The sequence below is a fragment of the Kitasatospora sp. NPDC048298 genome, from assembly GCF_043201465.1.
GTDB lineage: Bacteria > Actinomycetota > Actinomycetes > Streptomycetales > Streptomycetaceae > Kitasatospora.
In genome coordinates this window covers 114,808-126,732 of record NZ_JBICYZ010000010.1, presented here as the reverse complement: position 1 = coordinate 126,732, position 11,925 = coordinate 114,808, and the positions used below count along the sequence as shown (strand labels likewise).

Sequence of the window (11,925 nt, the reverse complement as noted above, 5' to 3'; positions counted from 1 at the left end):
CGGTAGCCGCCCCTCGGGCCCGGGGAACGGTGTGGCGGTGGTGCGGGAGTGCGGGAGTACCGGGAGTGCGGGCGTACGGCGGCGGCGGGGCCGGCCGGTTCAGCCGGCGGCGGCCCGGCGGGCCGTGCGGCCGGAGACCTGTACCCGGTCGATCCGGCCGGTGGCCGCGTCGCGGTGGAATCGTCCGCCGGGCTCGGGGCGGCCGGTGTCCGGGTCGAGCAGGTCGTAGGAGAGGTCGGAGTAGCAGCGCAGCGGGAGCGGCAGGTCGCCGTCCACCGAGAGGGTGGCCGGTCCGTCGCCGGCCGACTCGACCCGGTAGCGGATCGAACCGTTGCGGTAGTCGCCCGCGCACTCGGCCAGGGCCGCGGCCTCGGCGAGCGGCACGGGGCCGGCGGCGCCCACCGGATCGATCGCCGCGGGCACCCGCACCCCGACCAACTCCTCGAGTTCGGCTGCGAGTTCCCGCCAGAGGGCGGTGGCGGCGCCGGCGTTGCCGGTGAAGGCGACCACGACGCCGCTGTCCGGGTCGGCCCGCAGGTGGCAGGAGGTGCCCATGGCGTTGCCGTCGTGGCCGCACCAGAGCCGGCCGTCCTGCCGGTAGAGCGCCACTCCGGCGCCCCAGCCGTCCGCGAGCGCTCCGGGCCGGGCGCCGGGCAGGGCGCGGCGCATCAGCTCGGCGACGTCCGGGGGCAGTGCCTTGGCCCGGCCGACCAGGGCGGCGCCGAGGGCGGCGAGGTCCGCGGCGCTCGCCAGCAGGGCGCCGGCCGGGGCCTCCAGCGGGGCCAGGTTCTGCCGGACCGCCCGGGCCAGGCCGGTCGCGGCGTTGAGCGCGTGGCCGGTGGCGACGGGCCGCCCGGGGGCGGCGGTGTCGACGAACACCGCCGTGGTGCCGAAGGGTTCGAGCAGCAGGGCGCGCACCGCCTCGCGCCAGGGCATCCCGGTCACCGTCTCGACCAGGCGCCCGGCGGCGACGTAGCCGGCGTTGGAGTAGGAGAAGTCCGTCCCGGGCCGGAACAGCGCGTCCGGGGCGGTGCACACGGCGGAGAGGTAGCGCGTCGCGGTGGTGCGGGCGGCGGCGTCGGAGTCCGGCCCGGTGGGCAGTCCGCCGGTGTGGCCGAGCAGGTGGCGAATCGTTACTTCAGGCAGCTGTCTCAGCTCCGGAAGGTGCTCGGCCGCCGGTTCGTCGAGGTCGAGGTCGCCGTCGTCGGCGAGCAGCAGCACCAGGGCGGCGGTGTAGGGCTTGGTGAGCGATCCCACCGGGACGGCGGTGTCCTCGGTGAACGGCTCCCCGGTTCCGGTGTCCGCCACCCCGGTGTGCAGGGCGACGGTCTCCGCGCCGGTGTCCAGCACCAGTTGGGCACCGGGCACCCGGTGGGCGCGCGCGAGCGCGTCGAGCCGGTGCTGCAGCTCGCTGCGCGGGAGAAGCGGCGCCCGTTCTCGGACGGGCGCCGGGCTGGCGTACGGCATGACGGTAGCTCCCACTGGTTCTCGGCCGCGGGCGCGCCGGGCGCCGCGGTGGAATTGCGGATTGGTGTGCGGCACAGCGGGAATTCCCCGGCCTTCGGTGCCGTCTGCTCGATGCGCCCAGTTCAGGACGCGCGGGAACTCAGGACGCGCGGGAACGAGGGGATTCGGCGCACGCCCGGCCCGCGCCGGCCGGCCGCCCCGGGAACGGGAATCCCCGGGCACCCGCCGACCGCGCGCCGTACCGGCCACGCGGAGCCGTTCCGGGGACGCACCGTCGCGCCCGGGGCGGGCGGTACGAATGCGACCGGAATTCCCCCGCCGGGCGGTGAACGGCGGCCCCGCACAAGGGCGCGCGGTGAACCGCGAACCGGCCGAATACCCCTACCCCACCGGAACGATCCAACAGAAACCCGTCCCCCGTCGACGGACCGCTCTCCCGGCCCCCACCTGCGCAATGGCCGTATCCGGCATGTCCATCCCCCTTATTCGCGATCCACCCCCGCGCCCGCCGCGCGGTACGCGCCGACGCGGCCGAGGAGTCGCGCAATCCCTGCCGTCCCGAACGTCCGGACGACGAACGCGCAACAGTCTTCACGGCGGCTCAGCCGCTCGCAACCCCTACCGATTGAACGGAAAGTGGCCCCATCGGTAATCGGAACCCCAAAATCCCAGGTGCGACTCCCGGCCGTGGCCGGAACGGCCGATGTGGGGCGCACATTCTTTGGCTGAAAATACAAGGTTCAGATCTCACCAGTCACTCGAACAATCATTCGCGGCAATATTCGAGTGATTTCCCGGGCGCCTGTGACGGATGTGTCGGAACGCGACGGAATCAACCGGGTGTGTCGCGAGTGACACCACCCGGCCCCGCCAGCAGCCCCAGGGCCGCCTCGACGAGCGGGCCGGGAGCCGGGCCGACGTCCAGCACCGCGCCCCGCTCGTCCGGCTGGAGCGGCTCGAGCGCGGCGAGCTGCGAGTCGAGCAGCGAGCGCGGCATGAAGTGGCCGGTGCGCCCGCCGATCCGCTCCGCCAGCAGCTCGCGACTGCCCGTCAGATGCAGGAAGAAGGCGTCCGGGCAGGCCTCCCTCAGGGTGTCCCGGTAGCGCCGCTTCAGCGCGGAGCAGGTGATCACCCCGCCGCCGCCCGCCGCGTCCCGTTCGCCCAGCCACCGCCCGACGGCCCGCAGCCAGGGCCCGCGCCGCGCGTCGTCGAGCGGGATGCCGGCCGCCATCCGGGCGATGGAGTCAGGACGGTGGAAGTCGTCCCCGTCCGCGAAGGGCACCCCCAGCCGCTCCGCGAGCAGCCTGGCCACCGTGGACTTGCCCGTGCCGGCCACCCCCATGACCACGACGCACGGGGTGCGGCGCGCACCACCGAGGGGCATCGGAGCGCCTACCACCACTTCACGGGCGGCCCCTGCGACCCGGCCGGGTACTCGTCCAGCGGAACCAGGCCCCGCTCCCAGCCGGTCAGCACGGGTTCCAGCACCCGCCAGGCCTCCTCGGCCTCGTCGCCGCGGATCGACAGCGCCGGATCCCCGTTCAGGACGTCCAGCAGCAGCCGGCCGTAGGCGGGCAGCTGCTGCGGCTCCATCCCCGCGGTCATCAGGATCGGCGCCAGCCCGTGGGCGTGGGCGCCGATGCCGGTCAGCTCCAGGGCCAGCCCCTCCGGCTCCAGCTCGAACCGCAGCACGTTGGGCCGGGCCTCCCCGCTGTGGCCGAACGGCAGGTGCGGCACCGGGCGGAAGTGCACCGCGACCTCCTTGCGGTCCTCGCCCAGGGCCTTGCCGCTGCGCAGCCGGAACGTCGTGCCGGCCCACCGCCAGCTGTCCAGCTCCAGTTCCACCTCGGCGAAGGTCTCGGTGCGGCGCTCCGGGTCGACGCCCTCCTCCGCGGCGTAGGCGGGGACCTCACGCTCCCCGATCCGGCCGGGCAGGTAGCGGGCCCGCCGGGTGCGGTGCAGCACGTCGTGCTCGGTCAGCGGCCGCACCGAGCGCAGCACGTCCACCTTGCGGTCGCGCAGGTCCCGTTCGCCGAGCGTGATCGGCGGTTCCATCGCCACCAGGCAGAGCAGCTGCAGCAGGTGGTTCTGGACCATGTCCTTGAGCGCCCCGACGTGGTCGTAGTACCCGGCCCGGCCCTCCAGCGCCAGCGTCTCGTCCCAGACGATGTCCACGTGGGAGATGTGGGTGCTGTTCCAGATCGGCTCCAGCACCCGGTTGGCGAGCCGGCTGCCGAGCACGTTCTGGACGGTCGTCATGGCCAGGAAGTGGTCGACCCGGAACACCGCCTGTTCCGGCACCAGGTCGGCGAGCAGCCGGTTCAGCTCCTGCGCGCCCGCCAGGTCCTCGCCGAACGGCTTCTCCAGGACGATCCGGCTGCCGGCCGGCAGGCCCGCCGCGTGCAGGGCGGTGACCACGGCCGGGAAGAGCGCCGGCGGGAGCGCCAGGTAGACGGCCACCGGCCCCTCGCCGGCGACCACCGCGGCGACGTCGGCCGGGTCGGTGACGTCGGCCCGCCGGTAGTCCAGGGCGTCGAGCACCGCCTTCCTGGCGTCGGCCGGCAGGTCCCCGCCGTGCCGGTCGAGCCGCTCCTCGGCCCAGGCGCGGTACCGCCCGGTGTCCCAGTCCTCCCGGCTCGCCCCGGTCACCCGCAGCGAGTCGCCGACGTGCCCCGCCGCCCGCAGCGCGGCCAGTGCCGGCAGCAGGAAGCGGGCGCTGAGGTCCCCGGTCGCGCCGAGGATCGCGAGCCGGTCGATCATCCCCGCCCACCCCTCGCCCGGCCGAGGCTGACGCCGCCGGCGATGATCCCGATGTGGCTGAACGCCTGGGGGAAGTTGCCCATGAACTCTCCTGTGGACGGGTTGATCTGCTCGGACATCAGCCCCAGCGGGCTCGCCCGGGAGCACAGCGAGGCGTACAGCTCCTCGGCCTCGTCGATCCGGCCCTGGCCGACCAGGTTGTCGACCAGCCAGAAGCTGCACAGCACGAAGGCGCCCTCGTCGCCCGGCAGGCCGTCCGGGGACTCCTCGTGCAGGTAGCGGTGGAGCAGCCCGCCGCCCGCCGACAGCCGCTCGGTGACGGCCGCGACGGTCGCCACCATCCGCGGGTGGTCGACCGGCACCACCTGGCGCAGCGGGAGCGCGAGCAGGCTCGCGTCCAGTGCGCCGCCGCCGTCCAGGTGGGCGCTGAGGGTCCTGGCGTCCTCGTCCCAGGACTGCTCCAGGATCAGCCGGCGCAGCTCCTCGGCCGAGGCGCGCCAGCGGTCCGTCCGGGCGGGCAGGCCGAGCCGCTCGCCGATCTGCGCGGCCCGGTCCAGGGCCACCTGGCACAGGCCCGCCGAGTAGGTGAACACCCGGCCCTCGCTGCGCACTTCCCAGATGCCCTGGTCCGGCTGCCGCCAGGCCTGCGCGGCGGTGTCGGCCAGCCCGGCCAGGCCGTCCCACAGCCCGGGCTGGATCTCGCCGCCGGCCCGCAGCCACTGGTCGGCGCAGTCCAGGATCTCGCCGTAGACGTCGTGCTGGCCCTGGTCGGCCGCGCCGTTGCCCCAGCGCACCGGGGCGGAGCGCTGGTAGCCCTCCAGTTCGCCGTCCTCGACCTCGTCCGGCACCAGGCCGCCCCGCAGGTCGTACATGATCCGGGGCCCCCGGCTGGCCTCGAAGGCGTCGAGGACCCAGCCGAGGAAGGCGTCGGCCTCGCCGCGGAAGCCGATCCGGCGCAGCGCGAACACGGCGAAGGCGGCGTCGCGGATCCAGCTGTAGCGGTAGTCCCAGTTGCGGATCCCGCCGATCGGCGCGGGCAGCGAGGAGGTGGGCGCCGCGACCAGCGAGCCGTTGGCCCAGTCGTCGCAGAGCTTCAGCGTGATCGCGGCCCGCCGGACCAGGGGCTCCTGGGGGCCGTCGTACGCGAAGTGCCCCATCCAGCGGCGCCAGGCCTCGGCGGTGCCCTTCAGGGTCGCCTCGGCGTCGAAGCGGTGGTGCCGGTGGAAGCGGCCCCAGGAGAGCACCAGGTCCAGGTGTTCGCCCCGGCGCAGCTCGTGGGTGCTGTGCAGGCCGCTCAGCGGGCGGTTGGAGCGCAGGTGGAGCCGCAGGTCCGGGCGCCGGTTCGGCCGGACCTCCAGTCCGCTGAACAGGGCCCTGGCCTGGGCGCCGCCGCGCGGCTCCAGCTCCGCCCGCAGCCGGACGCTCCCGTCCACCACCACGGCCGAGCGCACCAGTTCGCCGCGGTCGGCGGGGGCGTCGTCGGTGAGGTCGGCGCCGGAGCGCACGGTCAGCGCGTCGGTGACGCGCACCAGGCCGGTGGGGCAGCGCAGTTCGGTGGTCAGGACGCCGGTGTCCGGTTCGTAGCGCTGCCTGGCCTCGACCAGTTCCTCCGGGGCGAGGGTGAAGTGCCCGCCCCGGGCGTGGTCCAGCAGGCCGCAGAACAGCGGTTCGGAGTCGAACCGGGGCAGGCACATCCACGGGATGGCGCCGTCCAGGCCGACCAGCGCGGCGGTCGCGCCGTTCCCGATCAGGCCGAGGTCCTCCAGCGGCAGGTAGCCCTTGCGCCGGCGGACCGGCCGGAACGGTGGATCGGGGTCGTACATGCCGTCTCGCTTCCGCAGCGCCGGGGGTTCGATCACCGCGGACACGGTCCGCGGGGGCCGTTCAGAAGCTGATCATCACCTTCACGACGTCCTCCAGCTTCTTGTCCGACACCTCGAAGGCCCGTTCCATGTCGTCGAAGGCGAACTCGTGGGTCGTCATGTGCGACGGGTCGAGGCGCCCGCCGGCGAGCACCCGCAGGAGCCGCTCCATCCGCAGCCGGCCGCCCGGGCAGAGCCCCGTCGCGATCGTCTTGTCCGCCATGCCGACGCCCCACTCGACGCGCGGGATGCGGACGAACTCGCCCTCGCCGAAGTAGCCGGTGTTGGAGATGGTGCCGCCGGGCTTGGTGACCTTGACGCAGGTCTGGAAGGTCGCGTCCGCGCCGAGCGCCTCGATGGCGGTGTCGACGCCCTGCCCGCCGGTCAGCTCCATGATCCGCTCGACCACGTCCTCCCGGGTGAAGTCCACGATCTCGTCCGCCCCGTACGTCCGCGCGAGCTTCTGCCGGCTGGGCACCGACTCGACCCCGATGACCAGGCCGGCGCCGCGCAGCCTGGCCCCGGCCGTCGCCATCAGGCCGACCGGCCCCTGGGCGATGACGGCGACCGTCCCGCCCACCGGGATGGCGCCGTGCTCGGCGCCCATGAAGCCGGTGGAGAGCATGTCGGCGCAGTAGACCGCGTCCTGGTCGGAGATGGCGTCGGGGATCGCGGCGAGGTTGGCGTCCGCGTCGTTCACGTGGAAGTACTCGGCGAAGACCCCGTCCTTGAGGTTCGCGAACTTGAAGCCGCCGAGCGGCCCGCCGGACTGCGAGGAGTGGCCGTTCTGGGAGGCGAGGTCCCCCCAGTCGGGCGTGATGGCACCGACCAGCACCCGGTCGCCGGGACGGAAGTCCTTCACCTCGCTGCCCACCTCGTGCACCACGCCGACCGCCTCGTGCCCGAGGGTCAGGTTCTCCCGGGGGCCGATGCCGCCCTTGACGGTGTGGGAGTCGGAGGTGCAGATGAGCGCCCGGGTCGTGCGCACCACGGCGTCGTTCGGACCGGGCCGCGGCACGGGCTTCTCCAGGAAGCCGACCCGCCCGATCTCCTTCATCACGAAGGCCTTCACTGGCCCGTCCTTCCTGTTGCCGCGCCACCACGGGGCTGTCGCACCACCACGGGGCTACGGGGCCGCACGGATCCCGCCCCACCGGGCGGCCGTGACCGGCCGCGCGGCCAACGGCTCCCACGTTCCCGGGGATCGGGCCGCTGCGCGATCCGGCCGCCCCCGGCAGCGGTGCATTCCGGTGAAAAAACGCGTGCTCCTGCCCCGGGCGCGGCGGGGACGGCTGCTAGCGTCTGAGCGCGCACGACGGGACGGCGCACGACGGACGGCGGACAGCGGAGGTTGCGATGGCGGACAGCGGCGCGGAGCGGGCCTTCATCGGGTCGTTCACCTCGACGGGCGGGCGCGGGATCGTCCTGGCCTCGCCGGATCCCGGCACCGGGGCCCTCACCGCCACCGGTGTCGTCGCCGCCGTCGACCCGTCCTACCTCGCGCTCGGGCGGGCCGCGGACGGCGGCCCGGTGCTCTACGCCGTCTCCGAGACCGCGCCGGGCGCCGTCACCGCCTACGACATCGCCGGTCCGGTGCCCCGGCCGCTCGGCGACCCCGTACCGGTGGACGGGGACGAGCCCACCCACCTGAGCGTCAGCCGGGGCCACCTGCTGACCGCCAACTACGGCTCCGGCAGCGTCAGCGTGCTGCCGCTCGCCGCCGACGGCACCCCGCGGCCCCCGAGCGGCGTCCTGCGCCACCGGGGCAGCGGCCCGCACCCGGACCGCCAACGGGGCCCGCACGCCCACCAGGTGCTCCCCGACCCGTCGGGGCGCTGGGTGCTCAGCGTCGACCTCGGCACCGACTCGGTGCGGATCTGCGCCCTGGACCCGGCCACGGGCGGGCTGACCCCGCACGGGGAGACCGCACTGCCGCCCGGCACCGGGCCGCGCCACCTGGCCTTCCACCCCTCGGGCCGGCACGCGTACGTGCTCGGCGAGCTGCGCCCCGTCGTGACGGTCTGCCGCTGGGACGCCGAGGCCGGGGCGCTCGAACCGGTCGCGGAGGTCCCGCTGTTCCCCGACGGCGTCCAGGGCCCGGTCTCCCCCTCGGCCCCGGTGGTCTCCCCCGACGGCCGGTTCCTGTGGGCGGCGGAGCGCGGCACCGACACCATCGTGGTGCTCGCCCTGGACGGGACGGGCGAGCGGGCCCGGGTGCTCACCTCGGTGCCCTGCGGGGGCCGCTGGCCGCGCGACCTGGTGCTGGGCCCCACGGGCACCCGGCTGTACGCGGCGAACGAGCACTCCGGCGACGTCACCTGGTTCGACCTGGACGTCGTGACGGGCGTCCCGCGCCGGGTGGGCTCACTGGCCGTCCCGTCGGCGTCCACCGTGCTCTTCGTCTGAGGCCCCCTCGCCGGAGGACGGCTCCCGGGCCGGCGGGCCGCTCACTGCTCCTCGTCGCGGACCACCACGACCGGGACGCTGGCGTGCCGGGTGCAGTGCTGAGCCACCGAGCCCAGCAGCATGCCCTTGAAGCCCCCGAGGCCGCGGCTGCCGACGACCAGCAGGTCCGCTCCCCGGGCCGCCTCGACCAGTGATCCCGCCGGGGAGCCGTAGCGCGCCTCGGTGCGCACCTCGACCGGCGGGTCCTCCCCCACGGCCTGCCGCACGGCCCGGTCGGCCTCCTGGCGCGCCCGGCCCTCCAGCTCCCGCTCGTCGGTGGCCGCCGGGGGGAACCAGCCGCGCGCGCCGTGGTACGTCGGGTACTCCCAGGCGATCACCGCCACCACCGCGCCGCCGGTGAGCTCCGCCTGGCGCACGGCCCAGCGCAGCGCCCGCTCGGACGACTCCGAGCCGTCCACCCCGACCACGATGCGGCCCTTCTCCTCAGGCTGGTCGGCCATGACTCCTCCTCGACTCGACGGCGGCGGAGGATCGCACCGGTCGGTGGTCCGCCGTCACCGGGCTCCGGGGTCCAGCCTGGTACCGACCACCCCGGGTGCGCAGTCCGGCTGGTCCGGGCGGGTGCGTGGGGCCCCGGGTCGAAAGCGCGACCCGGGGCCCGGCTGCGGCACGGGATCAGCCGTCGTTCTCCGGCGACGGCAGGTAGGCGCCGGGCACGTCCTCCGGGGCGAGGACCGCGTCCTCGCCCGGGTACGGCGTGGTCCAGTTGTGCGTCTGGTACCAGACCAGGTGCTCCATCTGCGCCGGGTTGGCGTGGTCCGGCACCGCGTTCGGGCCGGTCAGCCGCTGCTGCGACTTCCAGGCGTCCCAGCGGGCCGCGACGGCCTGCTCCGCCGCCGGCGGCGCGGTCGTGGCCGGCGCGGCCGCCGCCCGCAGGTCCTGCTGCCCGGGCACGTCGAGGCCGCAGGAGGGCGGGGTCTTCAGGCCGTCGGTCAGCGCCGTCCGGTTGGGCACCGCGTCGAACGGGGTGTAGTCCGGCCGGTCGGTGAAGGCCGTCGTCATGGGGGTGGCCGCGCTGTCCTTCTGGTTCATCGGGTGGATCCCGAGGATCTGCTCGATGGTGCGGACCATCGTGATCTGCGAGTAGTAGCGGCTGTCCACGGCGCCGTGCTGCGCCCAGGGGCTGATGATCTGGATCGGGGCGCGGTGGCCGTCCACGTGGTCGAGGCCGGCCTGGGAGTCGTCCTCGACGACGAAGATCGCCGAGTCCTTCCAGTACTCGCTGTGGCTGATCTCGTCGATGATCCTCCCGGTGGCCAGGTCGTTGTCGGCGACCTGGGAGGCCGGGCTCGCCGGGCCTCCGGTGTGGTCGCTGGAGAGCCACAGCATGTTGAGGTCGGCCGGGCCGTTCTGCTCGAAGTCCTGCTTCCAGATCTGGTAGCGGTAGAGGTCCGGCACGTCGGTGTCGAACTTCGGGAAGCCGGGCACCGAGACGCTGTTGAGCGAGGGGATCGGCGAGGAGGACTTGAGGGCGTAGGCGCTGCCCTGCCCGGTCTCGTCCATGGTCCTGGCGTCGCAGTACAGGTTCTGCCAGGTGGCGTCGGCGGGCTTGTCCAGGAACTGGTGGAACTCGCCGAAGTCGCGGACGGTCCGGCCCGCGGCCTGCGCGCCCGTCCACAGGAAGCCGGAGCGCTGGTGGCCCAGAGCGTCGTCCTCGGTGTCGTAGCTGCGCTCGTACTCGCCGGCCGAGGACTCGGTGTACTCCGGATTGTCCGCCTGCATCAGCCAGTTGTGGCCCTCGGCGGAGTTGGTGCCGATGTCGTAGGTGTTGTCGTAGAGCCCGAACTGCTCGGCCAGCGCGTGCTGGTTGGGCGTCACGTTGGCGCCGAACTGGGCCAGCTTGGGATCGCCGTTGCCCTGGGCGACGTCGCCGAAGACCTGGTCGTAGGTCCGGTTCTCCTTGACGAGCAGGAAGACGTGCTTGATCGGCGACGGGTCCCCGATCCGCTTGGGCACCGGCTCGGCCTTCGCCTTGTGGCCGTTCGCGAGCTTGACCGCGTTGTTGGTCCAGCCGTTCTGCCGGAAGACCCTGGCCGTCTGGGAGCGGATCTCCTTGTCGCCGGGCAGCGTGAAGGAGGTGAGGCTGGAGGTGGTGTCGTGGGTCTTGTGGGCGCCGGTGCTGTTGGGCCGACGGGCGTCGATGCCACGGGTGTTGGAGACGATCACCTTGGAGCCGACGGTGGCGACCTCCGCCGGGAAGTAGTCCGTGGGCAGCAGGCCGACGTAGCTCACCGGCTCCTGCGCGCCGGCGAAGCGGTAGACGGCCACCGCGTTCGCCCGGCCGAGGGTGACCAGCAGGCGGCCGTCCTCGGTGAGCGTCACCGCGGTGGGCTCGTAGCCGACGGAGGCCTCCGGCCACGGCTTGGTGGAGATGGTCTGGACGACCTTGTCGTGCGCGGTGTCGATCACCGACACCTCGTCACTCGCGGTGTCGGCGACGAACAGCACGCCGTTCTTCGCGTACAGCGCGGTCGGGTGCAGGCCGACGGGGATGGAGCCGACGGCCGCGGCCGGGGACGCGAGGTCGATCACGCTGACCGTGCCGGTGGTGGTGGCGGCGGTCGCCGGGTCGGCCGGAACCTGGGTGCCGTACGAGTTGACCGTGGTGTCCTCGGCGGTGGCCGCCCGTCCGCCCTCATCGGAGACGTACAGCTTGCCGCCGACCCGCACGACGCCGCGCGGCGCGTTGCCGACCGTCCAGCTCTGGCTGACCGCGCCGCTCGCCGCGTCGATCGCGACCACCCGGTTCTGCCCGTTGACCGCCGCGTACACGGTCGAGCCGTCGGCGGAGAACACCGCGCCGGAGGTGAGCGCGTGCTTGTCGCCGTCGGCCGGGATCGGCACCGCCACCGGCTTGGCGAGCGTGCCGTCGGGCTGCACGGTGAACCGGGTGTAGCCGTCCAGCTGGCCCAGCCACAGCTGCTTGCCGTCCGGCGAGTAGACCGGGGACTCCTGGCCGACCGAGCCGTTGGGGATGCGCAGTTCGTCGGCCTTGTTGGTGCCGACGCGCTGCTGCACCTTGCCGGTCTTCAGGTCCACCACGACCAGTGCCGCGTCGCCGTCGGCGACCGCGGCGGCCAGGTGGCCGCCGTCAGGGCTGACCGTGGAGCCCATGATCTTGCCGTTGTTGATCACTTGCCGGCTGCCGTACGGGGCGAGGTACTGGTCGCTGGAGATCACCAGGCCGTCGGCGGTGGTCTGGCCGACCCGGTCGGTGCCGAACTGCTGGGTGCTCGCGAAAGCGGTGCCGGTGGCCACGGCCACCGCCGTGATGCAGGCCGTGGCGAGTGCGGCCCTGCGGCCCACCCGGCGGCCGAGGAGGACCACGTGCTCGTTCCGGCTGCGTCGACGACGCGTTACCTGCATGGCG

At 74.1% G+C, this 11,925-nt stretch carries 8 protein-coding genes; 1 reads left to right on the top strand and 7 read right to left on the bottom strand.

The window, feature by feature from the left end; genetic code table 11:
• Positions 1–99: 99 nt before the first annotated feature.
• From ACGF0D_RS11445 to ACGF0D_RS11425, 5 genes are all read right to left on the bottom strand, one after another.
• Complete coding sequence (locus ACGF0D_RS11445) at positions 100–1,467, bottom strand: serine hydrolase domain-containing protein (protein WP_392914942.1); 1,368 nt, start codon at positions 1,465–1,467, stop codon at positions 100–102.
• An 832-nt stretch (positions 1,468–2,299) separates the two neighbouring features.
• Positions 2,300–2,851, bottom strand: a complete 552-nt coding sequence (locus tag ACGF0D_RS11440; RefSeq protein ID WP_392882001.1) for a gluconokinase — start codon at positions 2,849–2,851, stop codon at positions 2,300–2,302.
• A gap of 8 nt (positions 2,852–2,859) precedes the next feature.
• Positions 2,860–4,227, bottom strand: a complete 1,368-nt coding sequence (locus ACGF0D_RS11435) for a glucose-6-phosphate dehydrogenase (RefSeq protein WP_392914940.1) — start codon at positions 4,225–4,227, stop codon at positions 2,860–2,862.
• A complete protein-coding gene (locus tag ACGF0D_RS11430; protein ID WP_392914999.1) occupies positions 4,224–6,050 on the bottom strand; it encodes a glycoside hydrolase family 15 protein in 1,827 nt (608 codons plus the stop codon). The genes ACGF0D_RS11435 and ACGF0D_RS11430 overlap by 4 nt, the downstream gene beginning before the upstream one ends.
• 61 nt (positions 6,051–6,111) lie before the next feature.
• On the bottom strand, positions 6,112–7,161 hold the full coding sequence (locus ACGF0D_RS11425; RefSeq protein ID WP_392882005.1) for an NAD(P)-dependent alcohol dehydrogenase: 1,050 nt from the start codon (positions 7,159–7,161) through the stop codon (positions 6,112–6,114).
• Positions 7,162–7,445: 284 nt separating this feature from the next.
• Here ACGF0D_RS11425 and ACGF0D_RS11420 point away from each other — a divergent pair, with 284 nt between their 5' ends.
• The gene (locus ACGF0D_RS11420) at positions 7,446–8,495 is read left to right on the top strand and encodes a lactonase family protein (protein WP_392914937.1); all 1,050 of its coding nucleotides are present in this window, start codon (positions 7,446–7,448) and stop codon (positions 8,493–8,495) included.
• A gap of 41 nt (positions 8,496–8,536) precedes the next feature.
• On the opposite strand, the gene ACGF0D_RS11415 is transcribed toward ACGF0D_RS11420, so the two are convergent.
• Together ACGF0D_RS11415 and ACGF0D_RS11410 are read right to left on the bottom strand one after the other, a co-directional pair.
• On the bottom strand, positions 8,537–8,995 hold the full coding sequence (locus tag ACGF0D_RS11415) for a universal stress protein (RefSeq protein WP_392882009.1): 459 nt from the start codon (positions 8,993–8,995) through the stop codon (positions 8,537–8,539).
• Between the two features lie 175 nt (positions 8,996–9,170).
• Positions 9,171–11,921, bottom strand: a complete 2,751-nt coding sequence (locus tag ACGF0D_RS11410) for an alkaline phosphatase family protein (protein ID WP_392914934.1) — start codon at positions 11,919–11,921, stop codon at positions 9,171–9,173.
• Positions 11,922–11,925 lie beyond the last annotated feature (4 nt).